Origin of the sequence: Flavobacterium oreochromis (assembly GCF_019565455.1) — a bacterium.
In the GTDB taxonomy this organism is placed as follows: domain Bacteria; phylum Bacteroidota; class Bacteroidia; order Flavobacteriales; family Flavobacteriaceae; genus Flavobacterium; species Flavobacterium oreochromis.
The window spans coordinates 1,079,118-1,102,860 of the sequence record NZ_CP067377.1; the positions used below are offsets into that span (position 1 = coordinate 1,079,118).

Here is a 23,743-nt window from a genome sequence, read left to right on the forward strand (position 1 = left end):
ATAGCTTTAGTTATTAACAATTGTTAACTTTTGTGTTTTTATTCATTTTTTTGAAAAGTTGTATTGTTAATTGTTGTTAATAACTGTAAATAAGTATTGAATATTTTTTCCAAAAGTTACTAAAACTTTCCTTGTGTATTTAAAATGAATTTTCAATTTGAAAAAAATGCAATCTTCCAAAAAAAGTTTTATTTTTCTCTTAATAGTTATTAACAAATATAATTTAATTTTAAATGCTTGATTTTCAGTTATTCATTTTAGATTGTTAACAACTATAAAATGGGTATTTTTTTTAAAAGTTAAAACACTGTATATAAAGTAGTTATATTATTAACTTACTTGTTGATAACTATGTAATTAATTGATATTCAATTAATTATTTATTAAATATAAAATAATCTTTATGATTTATTAAATGAAGAGAATTTAATTTAATTACTATTTTAAAATAGCTAAAAGGAAATATATAAATAAGGTATTATTATTTATTTTTGCAGTATACAAAACAATACTTAAGTTATTATGATTATTTCTATAGGAAACGACCATGCAGGTCCAGATTACAAAACTGCAATTGTTAATTACTTAGAATCAAATGGACATACTGTTATCAATCATGGTACTGATACATTTGATAGTGTGGATTATCCTGATTTTGGGCATCCAGTAGCTTATGACGTTGAAAGTAAAAAAGCAGATTTTGGTATTGTAATATGTGGTAGTGGTAATGGAATTGCCATGACTGTTAATAAACATCAAGATATAAGATGTGCTTTATGTTGGAATATAGAAATAGCAGAACTAGCACGTCAGCATAATGATGCTAATATTATTAGTATTCCAGCACGTTATACTTCTATACCTCAGGTAGTTGCTATGGTAGAAACTTTCTTAGAAACTCCTTTTGAAGGAGGACGTCATGCAAATAGAGTAAAGAAAATTGCTAGTAAGTAATTTTTTTAAATAGTTACATTTAATAATGTTCTTTCTGATGTCATTTCTTCTAAATGAAGAGATGACTTTTTTGTCAATAAAATTATAAATTATGTCACACTCGCATCATCACGTTCATATTCATAAACATGAAGTAAAAGGGAAGAATTTAATTTTTTCTATTATTTTAAATATGTTAATAACTATAGCTCAAGCGATAGGAGGTTTGTTATCAGGAAGTTTAGCATTAATATCAGATGCGTTACATAATTTTTCAGATGTTTTATCATTACTTTTTAGTTATGTAGCACATAAATTATCTAGAAGAAAGGCATCTATAGATTATACATTTGGGTATAAAAGAGCCGAATTAATAGCTGCTTTTGTAAATGCTATGACTTTATTAATAGTAGCCTTATTATTAGGTTTTGAAGCAATTCAGCGTTTTTTTCATCCAGAACCGATAAAATCAGGATTAGTTATTTGGCTAGCATTGCTAGGAATTGTGGCTAATGGGCTTTCTGTTTTGTTATTACAAAAAGATGCAAAGCATAATTTAAATATGAAATCAGCCTACTTACATTTATTAACAGATATGATGGCTTCTATAGCAGTTTTAGTAGGTGGTTTATTAATGAAATTTTATAGTTGGTTTTGGGTTGATAGTCTTTTAACTATATCGATTTCAATTTATTTAATTATCGTAGGTGTTGATCTTTTTAAATCTTCAACTAAAATGCTTATGCTTTTTACACCAGAAGAAATTGATATAAAAGCTATAGTAAGAGAAGTACATAAGATTCCAGGTGTAGGTAAATTACATCATATACATGTCTGGTATCTGAATGAAGAAGAATTACATTTAGAAGCTCATTTAGATTGTGCAGAAGATATAAAAATGAGTGAGTTTAATGATTTGCTTCATAAAATAGAAATTGTTCTTTTTCAAAATTTTGGTATAAATCATATTAATATTCAACCAGAATATAAAAAAGAAGATCCTAAAGAATTTATAGTACAAGATTAAAATAAGAATCTTAATTTTATTTAAAAATGTTTTTTAAAACGAGTTATACAAACTGTTTTAGAAAACATTTTTAAATTACGGGTAATTGTAATTTTTTTCTAATAGCATAAATACGAATAGAAGCTGTAATTAATACACTTATAATCATACTTGTTTCGGTTTGTAATTGATATTTAATCATGATTAAATAAAGCCCACCACCTATAAGACAAGCAGTAGCATATAATTGTCCTGGTTTTAATAAAGCAGGTACTTTATTACATAATACATCACAAAATAAACCGCCAAATGTAGCTGTAATCATTCCCATGATTAACGCATAACCCGTTGGAATAGAATTTCTTAAAGCTACTTGTATTCCTACTACTGTGAATAAACCAATACCAAAGGCATCAATCCAAAAAATTAACTTTTTTATTAAGCTTGAATTTAATTTAAAAAAAAATGTTATAATCGTAGAGGTTAGTACTATTACGATAGCTACATTATCATTTACCCAATTTACAGGACGTATTCCTATTAGTAAATCTCTTAGTGTTCCACCACCATATGCCATACAAAAAGCTAATACAGAGGCACCAAAAATATCAAATCGTTTAGTTCTAGCCTTTAAAACACCTGTAACTGCAAACACAAAAACTCCAGTATAGCTGAAAATTTGTAGAGTATCCATAACTTTATTTTTTTGCAAAGATATAGACGAATTCTGTAATAAATAGCAGTATATTTACTTATAACAATGTAGAAAAAATTTGTTAATTTTTTAACTATGACAACTCAAAAACCTTTGTTAAAGAAACAATATTATCCTATTAATGATCTATTATATCTTTATTTAGAAAAATATAAAAGACTCACAAAAACCAATGTGTTTTATGACGATTTATTGCGTTTTCAAGGATCAGTAGTGGTTTATGATGCAAATGGAATAGACACCCTGTGGGTAAGAGTGTATTATAATGAATTCGAAAAAAAGAAATAGATTACAGTCTCAAGAAAATTTATACACTCTTACACGCTGATGGTGACGAAAGTAAAATTCAATTCCTGAATGTCGATCATATCGATTTTTGCACTTTTGGAAATTCGAAACCCTTTAGAGTAAAAATAAGGAATATACTCAATGACAATTACACTCATTTTTATGTTAAAAAAGCAGATGCTTCGCGCATTTTTGGTTTAGAATTAGAAGATATTTTATCACCTAACCGAATTAATTTTCTAGTTTTCAAAGATACTTTAATAGAAGAACATATAGTAGGTATTCCAGGAGATATGTTTTTAAAAGACCATCTACAAAATTGTACTGAATCTGAAAAATCACAAATAGCAAAAGAGTTTGTTAAGTTTAATGAACGATGTACTATAGGCTTACTTGGCGATATGCGCTCCTACAATTTTGTAGTGATTCCTATTTACGATTATGACCATATTGTTTTTAAAATTAGAGCCATCGATTTTGACCAACAATGTTACGAAGGCGATTTCAAATTGTATAAACCACATTTATTTAAAGAAAACTACCAGTTTAGCAAACTAGTTTCAGAAAAACTAGAAAACAATTCTATTGAACAATATAAAAATGAAGAACGATCAGTTATGGTAAAAAGGATGGTAGGCTCCGAAAAAAGATTGAATGATTTATTAAAAGCCATGAAATCGATAGAATTATCTTCTTTAGAAAAATTAAACCAACTAAAAGGAGAAATTTATGATTTCACAAAAGATATCAATTTCAAAAAAGCACAATCTATGGGAGAGGTAATTGAGGCAGCTCTTTTTTTCCTTAAGCGAAATTATAAAAGTAAAATTTAATTTTTGATATTATAAAATAAGGGGTTCAAGAGTAAAAAATAAACTGTGTGTTTATTTTTTACTCTTGGACCCTCTATAATTTTAGAATAAAACTTAAAGCGATAAATCAAATTTGCTTAAAACCCAATTTTTGGATTCATCTACAACTACAGATTCGCAATAGTTACATGTATCGTGAGTGGTATCATCATAAGGCGCACCACAGTTTGAACATTCATAACTATATACAACTTCTTTATTTTTTGAAGCTTCTTGCGATATTCCTTTTATCAATGATAAGGTAATAGGAAAAATAGTCAAATCATCATCAATTTCTTTTAACGTATCATTTTCTAGGCGAACTCTTTTGCCACATACTTCGGCATAAAAATCAACTTCTATTTTATTATCTGCTGTTTTTGAATAAAATCTAGTAGTTACTTCTTTTAAGTACAAACGCTCAAAAACAACATTGTTAAAAAAATTTTGTTTTAAGGAAAGAATTTCTTCTTTTAAGTTTTGATGTGCAAAACGTTCTAACTTTATTTCTTTACCGCCAGTTAATACATCAAAAATTTGCATACAAATATTTGAAGCAATGTCCTCAAGAGATTGAATATTAAAATTATTATCAAACTTACAAAGCTCTTTTAGAGTCTCATCATAATTTAATCGACTTTCTTCATTAAAGTTTTCTTCTTGTGTAATTTCACATAAAACCCAATCGTAAGTAGGATTATTAGTTAAGGTTTTACAACTTGGACAACGCGAAATTTCACCTAAATCATTAGTAATTAAAGTACCACAATTAGGACAGTTATTACCAGAATATAAATCGGTAGTAGGTATGGAGTTACCTTTTTTAATAAACGAATAATACTCAATTGCATAATCACCTTCATAAGATTCTTTCATCGATTTGAATTTGTCTGAGTAAAAAGTATCATCTAATTCAAAATCAATTCTAACATCAACGATTTGGAAATCATTGTAGGTAAAAGTATTTTCTACTGAAATATTCTGAATTTTTATATTGTCCATTACGTTGTGCTGCGACAATTTTTGCATCATTTTAATTTGCACCGATAATTTTTGATACAAACCATCAGACATCCATTTTCTTACTGAAGATAATTCTTGATTTTGCCAAGCTTTTTGCATTTCTAAAAAGGCTGTGCGAACTTTTTGTGCATTCAAACCTTCAGGAAATGGTAAGTTTTGTATAGGTCTAGGTTGGTAATTATCATTTTGAAAATCTTCTTCGGTATCAAAAATACTCTTCTTACCATTCTTTTTGTATACCATTGATAGATCAAATAAATAACGATGATTACAAGAATTATTCGATAATCAAGAGAGCCACCGCCACCGCCACCGTCAAAATGACCACCGCTAAAATGACCACTACCAAAGTGGCTTCCACCTGAACTACTTGAAGAACGAGATCTACCACCTCCACCACCTAATCTTGCATAAGTTTCAGTAATAGTAAGTATAAAAATTATGAGAAGAAAACTATTTTTCTTGAGTAGTTTTAAATTTTTTTTCATCATACATTAGGTAAAGGTGGTGGAGTATTTACAAACAAGTTTGATAATTCGGTCACAGCTCCTGCAGCAGTCCAGTTAGCCATAGAATTTGTCCAAACTAATGTTTCTCTTGTTAATTGGTTTGTACTCACTAAGTTTTTAAGAGCTTCTATTTCAAAAGGTCCAGCTTGTTGACCATTGATTACCACAAAGTATGAAATTTGTACTGGAATAGGAGGTGGCGTAGCGGTATTTTGTACAGGAGTTGAATTAAGCATAGCATTAGAAATAACATTGCCCATACCCATACCTACACCCATACCTACACCCATACCAGACATGTTAGGATTAGCTGCTGCTGTTTCGATACTTTGTGCCGCTTTAAATTGAGTAAGTTTTTGCATATCTATTTTATTTAATCTAGAATATTCAAAAATTTCTTCTTTAATCTTATCTGGCATCGAAACGTTTTCAACTAAAAATTTAGTAATTTCTAAACCATATTCGGCAAAATCTTGATTTAATTTTAATTGAACTTCTCTTGAAAGTTCTTCGATATTTCCAGCAAATTTTTCGATAGTCAAATTTCCTGAACCTATAGAAGCGGTGAATTTAGATACCATTAAACTTCTTAATTGCCCATTTATTTCTTCGGTTGTGTAATAGGTTCCTGTTCCTGCAACTTCTTTCAAGAATTTACCCCCATCAATAACTTTATAAGCAAATGTACCAAAGGCACGTAATTCAATAAAACCAAATCTTGGGTCTTCAATAGTAATTGCATTTTTTGTTCCCCATTTTTGATCTATAAACTGGCGTGTGTTTATAAAATATACATCGGCTTTAAATGGACTATCAAAACCATATTTCCACCCTTTTAAAGAGGTCAAAATAGGCATGTTTTGAGTACTCAATGTGTACATACCTGGTTGATAAACATCGGCAATAGTACCTTCATTTAAAAATACAGCTTGTTGTGATTCACGCACTGTAAGTTTTGCATTCATTTTTATTTCATTATCGTGGCGTGGAAACTTCCAAATAATTAGCTCATTTGATTCGTCAACCCAATCAATAATGTCAATAAATTCATTTTTTAAAAAAATTAAATATTCCCATAATGATTTGTTTTATTTATTGTTCTGTATAAGTGTACAATTAAACACTTTTGTATCACAAAGTATTAAAATATTTTGTAACAATTAAAAAATAATAACAGTAGTGGTATTTATTTTTTATGTTTTGGCGAGGTTAGAGTTAATAACAGAGGAAATTGAAGATCCATTTTGGGGAGATGAAAACGATTTACCTATCAAAAAAATAACGTTGAATATAAAAAAACAGGTTGATGATATTTTATTGACAACAAAATATACCTATTTCATTAAAAAGAAAATTATAAAAATTGTAGCTACAAGAACGAGTAAAAACTTCCACAAAAAGCTTCCTTTAGAAATTTTGTGATTAAATATAATCATACCAAGTAACCCTCCTAATGCACCACCTATAAGGCTAAAAATTAATAAATCTTTTTCAGGAATTCTTCTTTTATTTTTGATTGCTAATAATTTATCTATACCAAAGAGTATAAATGTTACTGAGCTAATGCTAACTAAATATAGGAGTATAAATTTCATAAAAAATGCCAAAAATAAGGATTTGATTTAATCTGTCGTTAATAAAAAAATAGATAGTTATCTTTGAGTCTTAAAATTATATCTACAGTATTTTGAAAAAAATTTTCACATTTTTTGTTTTATTTAAAAGTATAATTTGTTTCACTCAAACTAAATATGAACTAAAGGGATATTTATTAGATGAAATAAACAATCCATTGTATGCAAAATTAATTATTAACAATGGTATAACAGAACAAATTATTCAGACTAATTCTGATGGTTATTTTTCTTTATTTTCAGAAGAAGGAATTATTGAAATTAAATGCCTAATAAATGATACTCCAACATATATTCAAAAATTAGATTTTAAAAAAAATGAACTAATTACTCTACACGTTAAGAGAAATAAGGAAATAAATGAAGTGATAATTTCAGAAGAAAAAAAGAAAAAAATAATTATTCAAAATAAAGAAAATATAAAATTTAATATTAACCAATTTTCTGAATTACCTTCTTTGACTGGTCTTCCAGATATATCAAAAATACTGCAATTAACACCTGGTGTACAAAATTCTGGTGATGTAAATGGGTATCTATATGTTAGAGGCGGAGATGCTGGACAAACTATATTTAGATATAATGATGTACCCATTTATGGTTCAGCTCATCTTTTTGGAATATTTCCATTTTATAATACTTTCCATATAGGTGATGTAATTTATGATAAAACAAATCTAAATTCTTCTACTGGTAATGTATTAGGAGCTTCAATTATCTTAAAACCTGATTTACATAAAATTGAAAAAGAGACATTTAGTGGAAATATAGGGTTACTATCATCTCAATTTAACTTAAAATTTCCTTTTCAAAAAAGCAAGGTATCTTTTTCTTTTAGAAAAACATATATTGATGAAATACTAAAATTATTTACAATTCAGAACGATGTAAATTATAAATTTGATGATATTAACTTAAGTGTATTACATAATTTTAATTCAAAGTCTATTTTTACTTTTGATTGGTTTTATTCTAAGGATCAATTAAAATATAATAGTGATGATTTATTTGCTAATATTAATATTAATTGGAGTAATTATTTATTAAACAGTCAATTCAGTCATATTTTTTCAGAAAATTCTAAATATTATTTACAATTTTATTTTTCAGGTAATCAAAATAGAATGGATATTAATCAAGGTAATTTGAAGATTAATATAGAAACAGGTATAACAGATATAGGAATTAAGAATACTTTTTTTTACAATTTTAAAAAAATTAAAACACAAACAGGGTTTATGTTTAATTTTTACAAGATTGTTCCATATAATTTAAATTTAAATAATTTTGGTCTTTTACCCAATAGAAATTATCCTAATAGTATTGTTAGTCAGTTAAGTTTGTATGAAGATTTAAATTTTAATTTAACTACGGATTTACAAATGAAATTAGCATTAAGATTTAATTATTTAATTCCCCAAAATGAAAAAGGAATATTTTCATTTGAACCTAAGTTAGGATTTTATTTGTTTGGAGAAAATAGAACTAATTACTTTTTAACTATAACTCGAAAATCCCAAAATATTAATTTAGTTACTTCTTCTAGTGTAGGTATTCCAACAGATTTTTGGACTCATGTTAATCATACTATTCCTTTACCTATATCAACTGAAATAAGTTTAGGTACTAATATCTTTATTACAAAAAAATGGTCTTCTACTCAGAGTATTTTTTATAATGCTATGCAAAACCTAACTATTTATCCTTTTGCTTTATCTCAGTTTAATGAAACAGCGAGTCTTGATAAAGATTTATATTTTGGAAGAGGAAATTCATATGGTTATGAATTTATATTAAAAAAAGATGTAGGAAAATGGAAAGGATGGTTAAGTTATACATGGAGTAGATCATTAAGAAATTTCCCATTAATTAATAACGATGCAATTTTTTATTCAAAATATGATAGAAGGCATAATATGAATATGATGTTAACATTTGATATTAATTCTAAGACAAGTCTGGGTTTAACACAAATTGTGAGTTCAGGCAACCGTTTTACTTCTGCTAATCAAATTTATTTTATAAATAATGTACCTGTAAAGGAATATAATGAATATAATAATGCTCAGTTACCAACTTATTTTAGAACTGATTTTTCAATTAATTATTGGTTAAGTAGAAAAAAAACAAAAGAAAGTAAATTATCATTGAGTATCTATAATTTATTTAACTATATAAATCCAATTTTTCAATATATAAAATTTAATGAGAGCGATCAAGAAATTTCAATCCAAAAAGAAGATAAAGTATTTTATAGAATGTTACCTTCAGTTAGTTGGTATTACAAATTTTAATATTGTAAGAGTAATTATTTGTTTCTTTTTAATAAGTTGTCAAGAAGAAAAAAATGTTACAAATGCTCCTATGAAAATTGTAGTAGAAGGTTCAATAGAAGAAAAAGAACCTGCTTTTGTAGTTCTTTCTAAAAGTATCCCTATAAATGTAAATTTGAATTTAAATACTATTGATCAGTATTTTATTCGAGCGGCAAAAGTAACCGTTTCAACAGATGATAAACAAGAAATTTTGAGACTTAAAATGATGCCAGGTTATTACCCTCCTTTTGTATATGTAGGGGAAGAAATATTAGGTCAAATAGGAAAAAAATACCATTTAAAAGTAGAATATAAAGGTCAGATTATAACAGCCGAAACTATAATCCCTAAAACAGTATTAATTCAAACATTAGATTTTCAAAAAATAGATGAAAATAAAGGTAAATTAGTAATAGGATTTACAGATGATTTAGACAAAAACTATTATCAAATAACAACTCGTATTAGAGGTAAAGACTCTTTATTTGTTCCAACTCTCTATGGAAATATTGATGATAATTCTTTAAAAGGAGAAAAGGTAAGTCTTAATATTTTAAAAGGAATTAAATTTTTTCCTGAAAAAGATACTGATACTAATTTTCCAATAGATAAAATTATAGAAGTCAAACTTAAAAATATGAATAAAGAGACTTATGAATTTTGGAATAGTTGGCAAAATGATGTTTTAAATGGTCAAAATCCTTTATTCCCATCTGTTTTTAATTTAAAAACTAATATTAAGGGAGGATTTGGTATTTGGGCAGGTTATGGAAGTGATTTAAAATTAATTAGAGCTAAATGAAACAAATAAAAAGGGAGGTTTAACCTCCCTTTTTAATTAGTTAAAAACATTTATAAAATTTTTAATTTCAGTTTTTAAAGAATCAAAACCAGTTGAAAAATAAACATTCATGGCTACTAATGTAGTATCATTAAACTTTAAATACATGACTTCATTATAATAATCAACTTTTTCACCTTTAGTATTACTTGGTTGCCATAGACCATTTTCCCATATAACGGGATGAAATGTACTTCTTTTAAAATCAGATTTCCAAACAATATCAGCAATTTTAGTTTTATCTTTTTTAGAAACTAAAGCTAATTTGATGTGTTTGTTAGATGCATTCTCAAGTAATTGACTTTTAGTTTTATTATAAATATTTAAATTTTTATAATAATCACTAGAAGAATAATTAGGATATGGTAGATCTTGTCTAATTTTATTTTGTTCATTTTTTAAAGATTCATTATCTACATCACCTAAAATAACAAAATTGTCCATTATTGAATAAAAAACATTTGCTTTACCATAATAACTAGCTAAATCTTGTTCAGCTAGTAACTTATCTATTTGCGCAGTACTATTCGCATCAAAACTTAATATATTTTTCCCGTTATAAGACAATTTAGCAGAAGCTGTAGATTTTTCTTGTTTGTTTGTATTAATTTCTAAAGAATATCCATCATTAACATTTAATTTAAATGAAGAAGTTAATGGTACTTCATTTATTGTACCAAATGTATTTTTAAGAGAAATTGTTCCAGTTTCTACATTATTAATCTTAATCTTAGCTTCTACAGAAAGAGGTAAGTATAAATTATCAAATACTTCTGGGGTAATTACCATTTGTTGAGGATAACCATTAGTATTATATACCCATTGGTATTTTATAGGTGTATCTATGATTTTAATCTTAATTTTAGATGATACAGATGTAGCTATTAATTCAGTATCATTAGTTGTACCTATTTTTTTTGATGGAAATTTGAAGACTAAATTTTCATTTGATAATGTTTTATCCCATCTCTTCATCGTATTGTTCCAAGTATAAATACCATACGCATCAGATAAATTTAAAATTTCATTTAAACCATTTTCTAGTTTTCCATTGGAAAGGTCAATAGGATTTGATTTTAAAAGAAAATCTAAATTACGAATCGCTTCAATTGTAGAAGAAGTTTTAGTTTTTTCGAATTCCTGTAAAGTTGTTTTTGCTTCATCTTCCAATTTTAACTTTTGCTGTTCAGAAGAAAGACTTGAATAAGGTGCATTTTGCAGATTGGTAGTGTTAGGTGTTACATCCGCTATGATTTCATCTTCATTTTTAGAACATGAAAATAAAAACTGTAATGCTAAAACCCCTACAAATAGTTTTTTCATAATAAATTGTTTATTTTAAAAATTTTTACAAAATTAATTATTTACATAGAATTAATCAGAAAAATTCTATTAAAAAATTCTTTAATATGTATTGAAGATGTTATTTTAGCAACCTTATTTTTTCAAAATGACAAATATCGAATTTATTAGTAAAACGGTTACTACTGCCGCAAAAAATATTCAAAATACACTAGATTTACTTTCGCAAGATTGTACCATCCCTTTTATTGCCCGTTATCGAAAAGATACCACAGGAAATCTTGATGAGGTGGTTATTGAACAAATTGCAAAACTTAATAAACAATATGACGAAATTGTAAAACGTAAAGAAAGTGTTTTAAAATCGATAGAGGAACAAAATGCTTTAACTCCCGAATTGAAACATAAGATAGAAGCCAGTTTTGATCTTCAGGAAATTGAAGATTTATATTTGCCTTATAAAAAGAAAAAGAAAACCAAAGCCGATGTGGCTCGTGAAAATGGTTTAGAGCCTTTAGCAAAAATTATGATGAGTCAACGTAATGACGATATCGAATTTTTAGCTTCTAAGTATTTGAATGATAAAGTAGCCAATGAAGAAGAAGCACTTCAAGGGGCTCGTGATATTATAGCCGAGTGGATTAACGAAAATATCTTTATTCGTAAAAACTTACGTAGAATGTTTCAGCGCAAAGCCGAAATTACTACAAAAGTGGTGAAGACTAAAAAGACGATCCCGAAGCCCAAAAGTACAGTCAATATTTCGATTGGGCAGAACCTATTACAAAAGCACCATCGCACCGTTTGTTAGCCATGTTACGTGCCGAAGCCGAAGGTTTTGTAAAATTGAATGTTGAAATAGAAAAGGAAGAAGCCATCCATTTTATTGAAGATAATATTATTAAAGGAAATAACGATACTACGCCACATATTGAATTAGCTATTAAAGATTCGTATAAGCGATTATTAGAACCTGCCATTTCTAACGAAACCTTACAGGAAGCAAAAAGAAAAAGCCGATATTAAAGCGATCGATGTTTTTTCACAAAATTTAAGTCAGTTATTACTAGCTCCGCCTTTAGGAGAAAAACGCATTTTAGCCATCGATCCAGGATTTAGAACAGGTTGTAAAGTAGTGTGTCTGGACGAGCAGGGCGATTTGTTATACAACGAAACTATTTTTCCGCATGCGCCTCAAAATGAAACGGCAATGGCGATGAAAAAAATAAAATCGATGGTCAATGCTTATAACATAGAAGCCATCTCAATAGGTAACGGAACTGCCAGTCGTGAAACCGAATTTTTCATCAAAAAAATTGCGTTCGATAAGCCCGTACAAGTATTTGTAGTTTCAGAAGCGGGAGCTTCGGTATATTCGGCCTCAAAAATTGCTCGTGACGAATTTCCTAACTATGATGTAACCGTTCGTGGTGCGGTATCTATTGGACGAAGATTATCGGACCCCTTGGCTGAATTAGTAAAAATTGACCCCAAGTCAATAGGAGTAGGGCAGTACCAACACGATGTGGATCAAACCAAATTGAAAGACGAACTAGATACCACCGTAGTGCGTTGTGTAAACTCGGTAGGGATTAATATCAACACAGCTAGTAAATCGTTGTTGAGTTATGTTTCAGGAATAGGCGAAAAAATGGCAGAAAATATTGTAGCCTATCGTTCTGAAAATGGTGCTTTTGAAGAACGAAGTCAGTTAAAAAAAGTACCTCGTTTAGGCGATAAAGCCTTCCAACAAGCAGCGGCTTTTATCCGAATAAAAGAAGGTAAAAACCCATTAGATAATTCGGCAGTACACCCAGAATCGTACAAAATGGTCGAAAAAATGGCCAAAGATTTAGGAATAAAAGTAGCCGAATTAATTGGCAACAAAGAAAAAATAGATAAGATAAAACCTGAAAATTACACCACACCTGATGTGGGAATTTTAGGAATTAAAGATATTTTAAAAGAATTATTAAAACCAGGATTGGATCCAAGAAAGGCGGCTAAAGTTTTTGAATTTGACCCGAATGTAAAAACCATCGCCGATGTACGCAGCGGAATGATTCTTCCAGGTATAGTGAATAACATTACGGCTTTTGGTTGTTTTGTCGATATAGGTATCAAAGAAAGTGGATTGGTTCATATCTCCCAATTGAAAGAAGGCTATGTAGCTGATGTAAACGAAGTAGTAAAACTCCACCAACACGTACAAGTAAAAATCGTTGAGGTAGATGAAGCTAGGAAGAGAATCCAGTTGACAATGATTTTATCATAAGTAACAAGAGGCTATTCAAAAAATAAAAAACTAACATGTTTGTCACTCCGACGTAAGGAGGAGTCTTATAATCACATTATGTGATTTTATTGCTCTGGTCGAAATGACAAGCATACTGTTTAGGATAGCCTCTTTTTTACCTATTTAGTTAAATAATTTTAGTAAAAGTATGATAATATTACAGGCTTTTAAGATATTCTTTTTATTTGATTTCTTTACGTTTTAAACGGTTTCTTCTAAATATTCTGTAAAAAATAATATTTAAAGCTAGGTAAATAAATAATACTGCAAATGTTGTTAATTGAGTTTGTTCTTGATAAGAAATGTTTAAAATGCCTATAAAAAGTATTGCATTTAAACCAATCATCTGTAAATAACTTTTGCTAAAAGGTAATATATTATATTTTACATAAACATAATAAGTTTTAAAAATGTTATATAATACTATGGAAGTAGTAGAACTGATTGCAACACCTAATAAACCTAATGCTGTAAATTTTAAAAAATAAATTACCATAATTAAATTTAATATTAATAAAATACCTACAATTAGTAAATTGAATTTAAAATATTTAGAATAAGCAATAATTTCACTATTAAAACCAGTAGCTACATTACTAAAAGCCCCTAAACATAAAATCCAAACAATAGTTTCTATATTTAAAAACTGATTTTGTGGATCCAGTGTATGTTTTATATAAGGTAAACTAATTAAAATAATACCTATAAATATTAAAGAATAAAAAGAGGCATGATAAGTAGAACTTTTATATAATCGGCTTAATAGATAGATTTTCTTTTTAAAAGTAACTTTGAAATAGCTACACCATAAATAGCGTTTATACCAGTGGCATGCATAAAAATGATAGAAGCTAAGGTTGTTAAGATGGAATATAAACCATTTTCACTCATAGACAAGTAGCTAGGAACGATAATGTTATCAATCTTATTAATTAATAATAAAGCAAAAGAGCCTAAGAAACTAAAGAAGCAATATTCAAAAAAGTCTTTTACACTAACTTTTTCAAATAAAAAATAATATTTTAGAGAGAAATTTGTAGTAGTTTCTTTTGTTACATAAAAGTGCATAATAAATGTTAACACTGCATAACAAATCACATAAAGTAAAAGAAGTTCATTATTAGGAATAACTTTTATATAGTTTAAATAGAAAAGAATAGGTAAAAATAAACGAGGAATAACTTTTTCTAGAATTATTACAAAACTTACTTTATTATAAATAATAGATACACTTTTAGTTAAATCTATTAACGCTAAGATTAAACCTAGGATAAGACCAAATTCATAATAAGTAACATTATTAAAAGGTTTAACTTTATTTATTATGAAAAGGCCTATAAAAAAAAATGAAAAAATTCCAACCGATATCAATAAAGAAATTCCATGTAATTTAGGAACATGGAACTTCTCGAAATAAGGTGTAAATTTTACTAAGCCTTGTGCTAATCCAAAAAGGAAAAAAAGGGGAAAACAAAATAACCTATGGTTTCTATATATTTAATTTCACCTAATATACTAAGAGATTTAGGAAATAGAAAAAAACCAGCTATTATACTTAGGATTAATCCTAAGTAATTTGCTGTAGAATACCAGTATAGTTTTATCTTTCTACTGTTGTTAAGGGTCTTTGGGGCTAAAAAATACATGATTTACAGACTGAAATTAAATAGTTTACCTAACCAAGTCCTTTTTTCAGCACTTTTTATAGAGTCGCGTCCTGTTATAATAAGATTTTGGATGTATTCGTCCATAGTACGATTGCGCTCTTCTAAGAAATTATTTAAAAATAGAATACCACCTGATTCTCCTTTTTTAGCTTCTATTATTCTGATCTCTTCATATAAAGGGATAATAAATTTAGCTAAAATAGCATTATTAACTCCTGATAATTTTACTGTAATATCAGTAGTTTTATCATCAACTATAGTAGGTATAAAGTCAGCAATAGCCCAAACAAATTTGCCATTATAGGTAACAAATTTTAAAATTTTAGTATTCCTTTCAGCTGCTTTATTATCTTCAAGTATTAGTTTTTCAATAGATTTAGGTATATCAGGATGAAGTATTGAATTAAAGCTTTTACCCATTAAGTCTTTGTTTTCAAAGCTTGATACTTCTGTAAAAAATGCGTTTACATACTCAATCTCACTATTAGGTAAAATTTTTATTACTAATGTATTGCTTTTGTCCCAAGGAGCGGCATCGTCTAGTAATTTTATTGGAATTTCTCTTTCTACTACTTTCGTGACACCAATGTTTAATTTATTTTCGGCTTCATTTAAAAGTGTTACGATTTCTTCTGAAGTACTAGAAAGATCTATGAATAATTCTTCTGCGATTGCTTTATTGCCTAATTTATTTTCAAGATAAATTTCTTTAGCAAGTTTATGAAGTTTAATGTGTTTTACATCAAATTTTTGAAGTTCTTCTAATTCTCCAAATTCATCACGTCCTTCTGATTCATACCATTTTCCTAAACGGCATTGTAAGTGTGAAACAATTTCGCTTTCGGCTAATTCAACTTTACCGTCTAACAAATCTCTCATCTTGTGCATCCAACCTAAATGGTCTAAACGTCCTTGTTCAAAGCTAATTTTCATTTCCATATCAAGTAATTATTTAGTTTTTTAGTACAAAAATAATCATTAAAAATATTGTCTTAAAATCTTCAAGTTAGTTTTATTATAAATTCATTAAACAGGTTATTTGTTATTATTATAATCAAAATTTCCTAGAAAAAACCATTTATTTATTTTTAACGATATTCTGCTGATAGTTTAAATTTATATTTATTTTTTAATTTAAATTGTAATTTTAAATCATCTTTTGTTTACTATTCGTTTAATTTAAGAAAAACGAATGAAAAAAATCAAATTTTAAAAAATATTTTCCTTTTTCAAAATTTGATTTCATTTTTTTCAAACATTACCTTTTTTATCCTTTTTATCATTCTATTTTGTTAATTAAATTAGTGAAAACATCTTTTTAATTCACTTGTGTTATATTTTTTTATTGTTATGATTCTGTTAAGCAAACAATAAAACGAGATGAGATATGTGTTTCAATTTATTTTATCTCATGGTCTTTTTATTTTAGAATTTATATGAGTAATTAATTACATATAGTTTTAAGTATAGATAATTATTTGTTTTTATTTTTACTATAAGGATAAAATGTTTATAAATATATTTATTTTAAAGATATTGTATCTTTTAATTTATATATTTGCAAAAAAAATAATCTATGTTTAGTATCCAAATTGCAAATAATAACCATATTCAATTTGCTGAAATTATATCTAATGAAATGGAATCATCAGCTAAAGTTAGAGGTACAGGTATTGCTAAACGATCAGCTGAATATATTGAAGAGAAAATTCTAGAAGGAAAAGCTGTTATTGCATTATCAGATAATATGGAATGGGCTGGATTTTGTTATATAGAAACTTGGCAAAATCAACAATATGTAGCCAATTCAGGTTTAATAGTTTCTCCTAAATTTCGTAAAAGTGGATTAGCACGAAAAATAAAGGCTAAAATTTTTCAATTATCTAAAGCAAAATATCCTAATTCAAAAATTTTTGGATTAACTACTGGTTTAGCTGTTATGCGTATTAATTCTCAATTAGGTTATGAGCCGGTAACATATTCAGAACTTACAACTGATGAAAAATTTTGGAAAGGGTGCGAAAGCTGCATCAATTTTGAAATTCTTAAAAATAAAGATTATACAAATTGTTTATGTACAGCTATGCTGTATGATAATAATATAAAAAAAGAAAAAAATGCAAAAAAAGAAGATCGTATTAGCTTATAGTGGAGGGTTAGATACAACGTATTGCGCAGTGTATCTAACTAAAGTTAAAAATTATGAAGTACATGCAGTAACAGTTAATACAGGTGCTTTTGATAAAAAAGAAATAGAATCTTTAAGAGAAAAAGCATTGCAATGTGGCGCTTCTTCTTATACCTGTATAGATGTTCGTAGAGAATATTATGATGATTGCATAAAATATTTGATTTATGGAAACATATTAAAAAACGCTATATACCCATTAAGTGTTAGTGCTGAAAGAGCAATTCAAGCAAAAAGTATTGCTGAATATGCAATTCAAAAGGGAATCGATACAATAGCTCATGGAAGCACAGGAGCAGGAAATGATCAAGTACGTTTTGATATGATTTTTAATCATTTATTGCCAAATGTTGAAATCATTACTCCAATAAGAGATCAGAAATTAAGTAGAGAAGCTGAGATTGAATTTTTAAAATCATATGGTATAGGTTTTAATTTTGAAAAAGCAGCATACAGTATAAACAAAGGTTTATGGGGAACTTCCGTGGGAGGAAAAGAAACCTTGACTTCAGCACAAAATTTACCCAAAGAAGCTTGGCCTACACCAGTTTCAGCTCTAGAATCATCTGATATTATATTAACTTTTAAAGAAGGAGAACTAATAGCAGTAAATACTATTAGTTTTGAACACCCATCAATTGCTATTGAATATTTACAACAAATTGCACAACCATTCGGAATAGGCAGACATATTCATGTAGGCGATACAATTATAGGAATAAAAGGAAGAGTCGGATTTGAAGCTGCAGCACCTGAGCTAATTATAAAAGCACATCATTTATTAGAAAAACATACATTAACTAAATGGCAATTATTCTGGAAAGAACAATTAGCAAATTGGTATGGAAACTGGTTGCATGAAGGTCAAATATTAGATCCAACAATGCGAGATATAGAAGTTTTTTTTAGAAATACTCAAAAGAATGTTACAGGAGATGTATACATAACATTACATCATTATCGCTATGAACTTAATGGTATTAATAGTCCATTTGACTTAATGTCCGAAAAATTTGGTTCATATGGAGAAATTAACAATGGATGGAGTGGAGAAGATGTAAAAGGATTTACAAAAATATTTGGAAATCAAACCTCAATATACCATCAGGTACTGAAAGACAATCAGAAAGGATAGATTATATATAGACCAGTCAGTTTTTAAAAGGATAATGAAAATTAAAGTTGGAATCATAGGTGGAGCAGGTTATACAGCGGGGGAATTATTAAGACTATTAATAAATCATCCACATGTAGAAATTAGATTTATACATAGTAAAAGTAATGCTGATAAATTCCTTTATCATGTACATGATGATCTTTTTGGTGAAACAGACTTAAAGTTTTCAAATACTTTTAATTCAGATATAGATCTTGTCTTTTTATGCGTTTCTCATAATGAAGCAGAAAAATTAGTAAGTCAGTTCCCTTCTTCTGTTAAAATTATTGATTTAAGTCAAGATCACAGAATTAATGGAAAACATTCATTCGTATATGGCTTACCAGAATTAAATAAAGAACGTATTAAAACAGCTAATTATATAGCTAATCCAGGTTGTTTTGCTACGGCAATTCAATTAGCTCTTTTACCATTAGCGAAATCAGAATTATTACATGGTGATTTATATGCTTCCTGTACAACAGGTTCAACAGGTGCAGGACAGTCATTAGTAGAAACATCACATTTTAGTTGGAGACAAAATAACTTATCTGTTTATAAAGCTTTTACGCATCAACATTTATTAGAAATTAATCAAAGTTTATTACAACTCTATAAAAATTATACAGGAAGACTGCATATTTTACCGCAACGAGGTTCTTTTACTAGAGGAATTTTGGCTTGTATTACCTTAAAATCTGATAAAGCTTTATCAGATTTACAAGCATTATATGAGAGCACATATAAAGATGAAGCATTTGTGTTTTTAACACCTAATGGCTGTCATTTAAAGCAGGTTGTAAACACAAATAAATGTTTGTTATATCTAGAAAAAAATGAAGATAACCTATTAATAGTTAGTGTTATTGATAATTTATTAAAAGGAGCTTCAGGTCAAGCAGTACAAAATATGAATTTAATGTTTGGTTTACCTGAAACAATAGGTTTAAAATTAAAACCAAGCGCATTTTAATTGTGTAAATAATGAAAGAAAATTTAATAGAAATGAATATGTTTGATGTATATTCCGTTTCAGATATTGAAATTGTTAAAGCATTAGGTTCTAATTTATGGGATAAAAAGGAAATCAATATCTTGATTTGTATGGAGGTCATGCTGTGATATCAGTAGGACATACACACCCTTATTATGTTTCATCTTTAACAGCTCAATTACAAAAAATAGGTTTTTATTCTAATTCAATTATTATTAATCAACAAAAAGAATTAGCTAAAAAACTAGGTAAGATATCAGGTTATACAGATTATCAATTGTTTTTATGTAACTCAGGAGCAGAAGCAAATGAAAATGCTTTTAAATTAGCTTCATTCCATAATAAACGCAAAAAGATTATTGCTTTTAAAGAGTCCTTTCATGGTAGAACTTCACTTGCAGTTGCCTGTACAGATAACCCAGCAATTGTAGCACCTGTAAATGAAAATGATCAGATTACTTTTTTACCATTAAATGATATTATAGCTTTTGACCATGCTGTAAATGATCAAGTTTGTTGTGTTATTATAGAAGGAATTCAAGGAGTAGCTGGAATACAAATTCCAGAAAAATATTTTCTAAGTCATGTAGCACAAAAATGTAAAGAATTAGGGATCATATTAATATTAGATGAAATACAGTCAGGTTATGGTAGAACAGGAAAGTTTTTTGCACATCAATACACTGATGTTAAACCTGATATTATTACAGTAGCAAAGGGAATGGGAAACGGATTTCCAATAGCAGGTCTTTTAATTAACCCAGAAATCAAACCTAAAAAGAAATGTTAGGAACTACTTTTGGAGGAAATTATTTAGCTTGTGCTGCTGGTTTAGCTGTTTTAGAAATAATTGAAAAAGAAAAACTATTATTAAATGCACAAGAAATGGGAGCGTATTTGAAAGAGCATTTAAAAAAAATATCTAAAATAAAAGAAGTAAGAGGTATAGGATTAATGATAGCTATAGAACTCTATGAACCTTCCGCAGCAGTACGAAAAAAATATTAGAAGAGTTTAAAATTTTTATAGGAACAGCTAGTAATAAAAATACATTGCGAATACTACCTTCACTAGCAATTACAAAGAACGAATTAGACTTATTTATTACGGCTTTATCAATTGTTTTAAATTAAAATTCCTTACCATTTGTTTCATATTTAAAATAGATTAGAAACAAATCAAATTTTAAAATATAAAAAAATGAAGCATTTTACATCAATACACGATATAAAAGATCCTATTTCCTTAATAAATCAAGCAATTGAATTAAAGGATAATACAAAACAATTATCAATAGGTAAGAATAAAACAATTGGATTATTATTTTTTAATTCAAGTTTAAGAACTAGAATGAGCACACAAAAAGCAGCTCAAAATTTAGGTATGGAAGTAATGCTCCTTAATGTTACAAATGATAGTTGGGCATTAGAATACGAAGAAGGAGCAGTTATGAACGGTAATACAATAGAGCACATAAAGGATGCAGCAACAGTAATGGGATTATATTGTGATATTTTAGCGATCCGTTGTTTTCCAAACCTTCAAAATAAAGAAGAAGATTATCAAGATAAAATTATTAATCAATTTATTCAGTACGCAAAAGTTCCTATAGTCAGTTTAGAATCAGCTACACGACATCCATTACAAAGTCTCGCTGATATGATGACCATTCAAGAACATAAAAATAAAATTAAGCCTAAAATAGTTTTGACTTGGGCTCCTCATATTAAGCCTATTCCACAAGTAGTAGCTAATTCATTTGCTGAATGGACACTAGCCTGTGGTTATGATTTAACAATTACGCATCCTAAAGATTATGAATTAAGTCAAGAATTTACAAAAGGTGCAAGAATAGAATATGATCAAGAAAGAGCATTACAAGATGCTGACTTTGTCTATGTGAAAAATTGGTCATCCTATACAAATTATGGTAAAGTATTACCTGTTCAAGAAAATTGGATGTTAACAAATCAAAAATTGAATGTTACTAATTCAGCAAAAATCATGCATTGTTTACCAGTAAGAAGAAATGTAGAATTATCAGATGAAGTTTTAGATAGTAAAAATTCTTTGATTTTGGAACAAGCTCAAAATAGAGTATATGCAGCACAAATAGTATTAAAAAAAATACTGGAAACAAATTTTTAAGATATGATACACATCATAAAAATAGGAGGTAACATAATTGACGACAATACTAAATTAAAGTATTTTCTTAACCGTTTTGCTAAACTAAAAGGATCTAAAATACTCATACATGGAGGAGGAAAATTAGCAACCCATTTAGCAGAGAATTTAAATATCCAACAAAAAATAATTGATGGTAGACGAGTTACTGATGTTCAAACCTTAAAAATAACAACCATGATTTATGCTGGATTAGTAAATAAAACGATTGTAGCTAAATTACAATCTTATGCTTGTAATGCTATTGGATTAAGCGGTGTAGATGCAAATATCATTCAGTCAGTTAAAAGAACTCATCAAGACATTGATTATGGTTGGGTAGGTGATATAAAAAATGTAAATATAGAATTTTTAAAAAGTTTGATTAATAAAGGATTCGTCCCCATTATTAGTCCTATTACTCATGATGGAAAGGGTAATTTATTGAATACTAATGCTGATACTATAGCTACAGAAATAGCCATAGCTCTCTCAGAAGACAATGAAGTAAATCTAAGATTTTCTTTTGAAAAGTTAGGAGTATTGACTGATCCAAAACAGGATAACTCATGGCTGAAGGTTTTAGATAAAGACATGTACAATCATTTAAAACAAAAACAAATTATATCCAAAGGAATGCTTCCAAAATTAGAAAATGCTTTTAGAGCAACTCAATTAAAAACAATACAGGTAGCAATATGTCATGCAGATTATGCCAGTGAACTAGGAGACTCATTTATTGGAACTTTAATAGTATAACAAATGGAACATTTACAAAAAGAAGCCTTAGAACTTTTGCAAAAACTAATTAAAAAACAATCATTTAGTAAAGAGGAGAATGATACAGCGGATATTTTAGATGAATTTTTTATTCATAAAGGAATATCAACTCATAGATTATTACACAATGTTTGGGTGAAAAATAAATATTTTAATCATTTAAAACCAACTATTTTACTCAATTCACATCATGATACAGTTAAGCCTAATAAACACTATACAAAAAATCCTTTTAGTCCAGACATAAAAAATGGTATTTTATATGGTTTAGGAAGTAATGATGCAGGAGGTTCCTTAGTTGCACTAGCAGCTTGTTTTGTATATTTTTATGATAGACAAGACCTAAAATTTAATCTTATTTATGCTGCTACAGCTGAAGAAGAAATATCTGGAAATAATGGAATTGAAATAGTTTTACCAGAATTAGGTAAAATTCATTTTGGTATAGTAGGTGAACCTACTAAAATGAATATAGCAATTGCAGAAAAAGGATTATTTGTAATTGATTGTATTGCGCATGGAAAATCAGGACATGCCGCAAGAGATGAAGGAGAAAATGCTATTTATAAAGCATTGAAAGATATTCAATGGTTTCAAACATTTCAATTTCCAAAACAATCAGAAATGTTAGGTAAAGTAAAAATGTCTGTAACTGTTATTAATGCAGGCCTTCAACACAATGTAGTTCCTGAAACTTGTCTGTTTACAGTAGATGTTAGAACAACAGATGAATATACGAATGAAGAAGCATTAACTATAATAAAACAACATGTAACCTCTGAAGTTATTCCACGTTCTACACGTTTAAATCCTTCTTTTGTTTCCAAAGAACACCCAATGGTTCAAACAGGTATTATGTTAGGTAGAAAAGTTTATGCTTCACCAACAACTTCTGATCAAGCACTTATGAATGGTTTTCCTACATTTAAAATGGGGCCCGGTGATTCAGCAAGATCCCATACAGCTAATGAATATATTTACATAGAAGAAATAAATAAAGGGATTGAAATTTATATAGCGATGCTTGAAGAATACAATAAAGCTAATCATGAAATTGTTATGAATTAATACTTTATTTA

The 23,743-nt window shown here is 27.9% G+C and carries 19 protein-coding genes and 3 pseudogenes; 14 read left to right on the plus strand and 8 right to left on the minus strand.

All coding sequences use genetic code 11. The features are described from left to right. The first annotated feature begins 522 nt into the window (after positions 1-522). Together JJC03_RS05285 and JJC03_RS05290 are read left to right on the plus strand one after the other, a co-directional pair. On the plus strand, positions 523-954 hold the full coding sequence (locus JJC03_RS05285; RefSeq protein WP_088400352.1) for an RpiB/LacA/LacB family sugar-phosphate isomerase: 432 nt from the start codon (positions 523-525) through the stop codon (positions 952-954). 91 nt (positions 955-1,045) lie between these two features. Next, entirely contained in the window at positions 1,046-1,960 is a 915-nt protein-coding gene (locus tag JJC03_RS05290) for a cation diffusion facilitator family transporter (protein ID WP_088400354.1), read from the plus strand. 70 nt (positions 1,961-2,030) lie between these two features. On the opposite strand, the gene JJC03_RS05295 is transcribed toward JJC03_RS05290, so the two are convergent. Next, positions 2,031-2,633, minus strand: a complete 603-nt coding sequence (locus tag JJC03_RS05295; protein ID WP_088400356.1) for a trimeric intracellular cation channel family protein — start codon at positions 2,631-2,633, stop codon at positions 2,031-2,033. A gap of 96 nt (positions 2,634-2,729) precedes the next feature. On the opposite strand from JJC03_RS05295, the pseudogene JJC03_RS05300 reads away from it, so the two are divergent. Beyond that, positions 2,730-3,775 (plus strand): annotated as a pseudogene (locus JJC03_RS05300) (hypothetical protein). Between the two features lie 93 nt (positions 3,776-3,868). On the opposite strand, the gene JJC03_RS05305 reads toward JJC03_RS05300, so the two are convergent. Together JJC03_RS05305 and JJC03_RS05310 are read right to left on the minus strand one after the other, a co-directional pair. After that, positions 3,869-5,059 (minus strand): TIM44-like domain-containing protein, encoded by a 1,191-nt coding sequence (locus JJC03_RS05305; protein WP_235874141.1) that lies wholly within the window; start codon positions 5,057-5,059, stop codon positions 3,869-3,871. A gap of 244 nt (positions 5,060-5,303) precedes the next feature. Continuing rightward, complete coding sequence (locus JJC03_RS05310; RefSeq protein WP_258932320.1) at positions 5,304-6,290, minus strand: SPFH domain-containing protein; 987 nt, start codon at positions 6,288-6,290, stop codon at positions 5,304-5,306. Between the two features lie 214 nt (positions 6,291-6,504). Here JJC03_RS05310 and JJC03_RS19390 point away from each other — a divergent pair, with 214 nt between their 5' ends. Next, positions 6,505-6,747, plus strand: a complete 243-nt coding sequence (locus JJC03_RS19390; protein WP_445297850.1) for a hypothetical protein — start codon at positions 6,505-6,507, stop codon at positions 6,745-6,747. Here the strand turns inward: JJC03_RS19390 and JJC03_RS05315 are convergent. Then, on the minus strand, positions 6,660-6,920 hold the full coding sequence (locus JJC03_RS05315) for a DUF1294 domain-containing protein (RefSeq protein WP_088400364.1): 261 nt from the start codon (positions 6,918-6,920) through the stop codon (positions 6,660-6,662). The two genes, JJC03_RS19390 and JJC03_RS05315, sit on opposite strands and share 88 nt — an antisense overlap. A gap of 92 nt (positions 6,921-7,012) precedes the next feature. Between JJC03_RS05315 and JJC03_RS05320 the strand changes: the two genes are divergently transcribed. Together JJC03_RS05320 and JJC03_RS05325 are read left to right on the plus strand one after the other, a co-directional pair. Further along, positions 7,013-9,253, plus strand: coding sequence for a TonB-dependent receptor plug domain-containing protein (locus JJC03_RS05320; RefSeq protein WP_235874142.1), 2,241 nt, complete (start codon positions 7,013-7,015; stop codon positions 9,251-9,253). Next, positions 9,165-10,076: a DUF4249 domain-containing protein gene (locus JJC03_RS05325; protein WP_088400368.1), complete on the plus strand. Its 912-nt coding sequence runs from the start codon at positions 9,165-9,167 to the stop codon at positions 10,074-10,076. Before JJC03_RS05320 ends, JJC03_RS05325 begins: the two co-directional genes overlap by 89 nt. A gap of 36 nt (positions 10,077-10,112) precedes the next feature. On the opposite strand, the gene JJC03_RS05330 is transcribed toward JJC03_RS05325, so the two are convergent. Then, positions 10,113-11,438: a hypothetical protein gene (locus JJC03_RS05330; RefSeq protein WP_235874143.1), complete on the minus strand. Its 1,326-nt coding sequence runs from the start codon at positions 11,436-11,438 to the stop codon at positions 10,113-10,115. Between the two features lie 127 nt (positions 11,439-11,565). Between JJC03_RS05330 and JJC03_RS05335 the strand changes: the two are divergent. Beyond that, positions 11,566-13,692, plus strand: a pseudogene (locus JJC03_RS05335) (Tex family protein). A gap of 202 nt (positions 13,693-13,894) precedes the next feature. On the opposite strand, the gene JJC03_RS05340 reads toward JJC03_RS05335, so the two are convergent. The 3 genes from JJC03_RS05340 to JJC03_RS05350 form a co-directional block, all read right to left on the minus strand. Further along, positions 13,895-14,209, minus strand: coding sequence for a hypothetical protein (locus JJC03_RS05340; protein WP_235874144.1), 315 nt, complete (start codon positions 14,207-14,209; stop codon positions 13,895-13,897). A 263-nt stretch (positions 14,210-14,472) separates the two neighbouring features. Next, positions 14,473-15,084 carry an oligosaccharide flippase family protein gene (locus tag JJC03_RS05345; RefSeq protein ID WP_235874145.1) on the minus strand — a complete coding sequence of 204 codons (612 nt, stop codon included), beginning with the start codon at positions 15,082-15,084 and terminating at the stop codon, positions 14,473-14,475. A gap of 278 nt (positions 15,085-15,362) precedes the next feature. Further along, entirely contained in the window at positions 15,363-16,319 is a 957-nt protein-coding gene (locus tag JJC03_RS05350) for a CZB domain-containing protein (RefSeq protein WP_235874146.1), read from the minus strand. A gap of 637 nt (positions 16,320-16,956) precedes the next feature. Here JJC03_RS05350 and JJC03_RS05355 point away from each other — a divergent pair. The 7 genes and pseudogenes from JJC03_RS05355 to JJC03_RS05385 all read left to right on the plus strand — a co-directional run bounded on the left by JJC03_RS05355 (position 16,957) and on the right by JJC03_RS05385 (position 23,732). Beyond that, positions 16,957-17,529, plus strand: coding sequence for an N-acetyltransferase (locus JJC03_RS05355; protein ID WP_235819398.1), 573 nt, complete (start codon positions 16,957-16,959; stop codon positions 17,527-17,529). Next, complete coding sequence (locus tag JJC03_RS05360; protein ID WP_088445274.1) at positions 17,498-18,703, plus strand: argininosuccinate synthase; 1,206 nt, start codon at positions 17,498-17,500, stop codon at positions 18,701-18,703. The genes JJC03_RS05355 and JJC03_RS05360 overlap by 32 nt, the downstream gene beginning before the upstream one ends. 34 nt (positions 18,704-18,737) lie before the next feature. After that, positions 18,738-19,697, plus strand: coding sequence for an N-acetyl-gamma-glutamyl-phosphate reductase (gene argC, locus JJC03_RS05365; RefSeq protein WP_088400408.1), 960 nt, complete (start codon positions 18,738-18,740; stop codon positions 19,695-19,697). Between the two features lie 32 nt (positions 19,698-19,729). Beyond that, a pseudogene (locus JJC03_RS05370) lies at positions 19,730-20,851 on the plus strand (aspartate aminotransferase family protein). A 67-nt stretch (positions 20,852-20,918) separates the two neighbouring features. Further along, a complete protein-coding gene (locus JJC03_RS05375; protein ID WP_088445273.1) occupies positions 20,919-21,866 on the plus strand; it encodes an N-acetylornithine carbamoyltransferase in 948 nt (315 codons plus the stop codon). Positions 21,867-21,869: 3 nt separating this feature from the next. Further along, positions 21,870-22,643, plus strand: a complete 774-nt coding sequence (gene argB, locus JJC03_RS05380; RefSeq protein ID WP_103715247.1) for an acetylglutamate kinase — start codon at positions 21,870-21,872, stop codon at positions 22,641-22,643. A 3-nt stretch (positions 22,644-22,646) separates the two neighbouring features. After that, on the plus strand, positions 22,647-23,732 hold the full coding sequence (locus JJC03_RS05385) for a M20 family metallo-hydrolase (protein WP_235874147.1): 1,086 nt from the start codon (positions 22,647-22,649) through the stop codon (positions 23,730-23,732). The last annotated feature ends 11 nt before the right edge of the window (positions 23,733-23,743 follow it).

Bases quoted from the DNA above. Each gene is read 5' to 3' on its own strand.
- argC (WP_088400408.1), top strand. From the start codon at position 18,738: ATGAAAATTAAAGTTGGAATCATAGGTGGAGCAGGTTATACAGCGGGG.
- JJC03_RS05375 (WP_088445273.1), top strand. From the start codon at position 20,919: ATGAAGCATTTTACATCAATACACGATATAAAAGATCCTATTTCCTTA.
- JJC03_RS05360 (WP_088445274.1), top strand. From the start codon at position 17,498: ATGCAAAAAAAGAAGATCGTATTAGCTTATAGTGGAGGGTTAGATACA.
- JJC03_RS05350 (WP_235874146.1), bottom strand. From the start codon at position 16,319: ATGGAAATGAAAATTAGCTTTGAACAAGGACGTTTAGACCATTTAGGT.
- JJC03_RS05285 (WP_088400352.1), top strand. From the start codon at position 523: ATGATTATTTCTATAGGAAACGACCATGCAGGTCCAGATTACAAAACT.
- JJC03_RS05340 (WP_235874144.1), bottom strand. From the start codon at position 14,209: ATGGTAATTTATTTTTTAAAATTTACAGCATTAGGTTTATTAGGTGTT.
- JJC03_RS05310 (WP_258932320.1), bottom strand. From the start codon at position 6,290: ATGAATGCAAAACTTACAGTGCGTGAATCACAACAAGCTGTATTTTTA.
- JJC03_RS05330 (WP_235874143.1), bottom strand. From the start codon at position 11,438: ATGAAAAAACTATTTGTAGGGGTTTTAGCATTACAGTTTTTATTTTCA.
- JJC03_RS05315 (WP_088400364.1), bottom strand. From the start codon at position 6,920: ATGAAATTTATACTCCTATATTTAGTTAGCATTAGCTCAGTAACATTT.
- JJC03_RS05325 (WP_088400368.1), top strand. From the start codon at position 9,165: ATGAGAGCGATCAAGAAATTTCAATCCAAAAAGAAGATAAAGTATTTT.
- JJC03_RS05290 (WP_088400354.1), top strand. From the start codon at position 1,046: ATGTCACACTCGCATCATCACGTTCATATTCATAAACATGAAGTAAAA.
- JJC03_RS05355 (WP_235819398.1), top strand. From the start codon at position 16,957: ATGTTTAGTATCCAAATTGCAAATAATAACCATATTCAATTTGCTGAA.
- JJC03_RS05295 (WP_088400356.1), bottom strand. From the start codon at position 2,633: ATGGATACTCTACAAATTTTCAGCTATACTGGAGTTTTTGTGTTTGCA.
- JJC03_RS05305 (WP_235874141.1), bottom strand. From the start codon at position 5,059: ATGGTATACAAAAAGAATGGTAAGAAGAGTATTTTTGATACCGAAGAA.
- JJC03_RS05385 (WP_235874147.1), top strand. From the start codon at position 22,647: ATGGAACATTTACAAAAAGAAGCCTTAGAACTTTTGCAAAAACTAATT.
- argB (WP_103715247.1), top strand. From the start codon at position 21,870: ATGATACACATCATAAAAATAGGAGGTAACATAATTGACGACAATACT.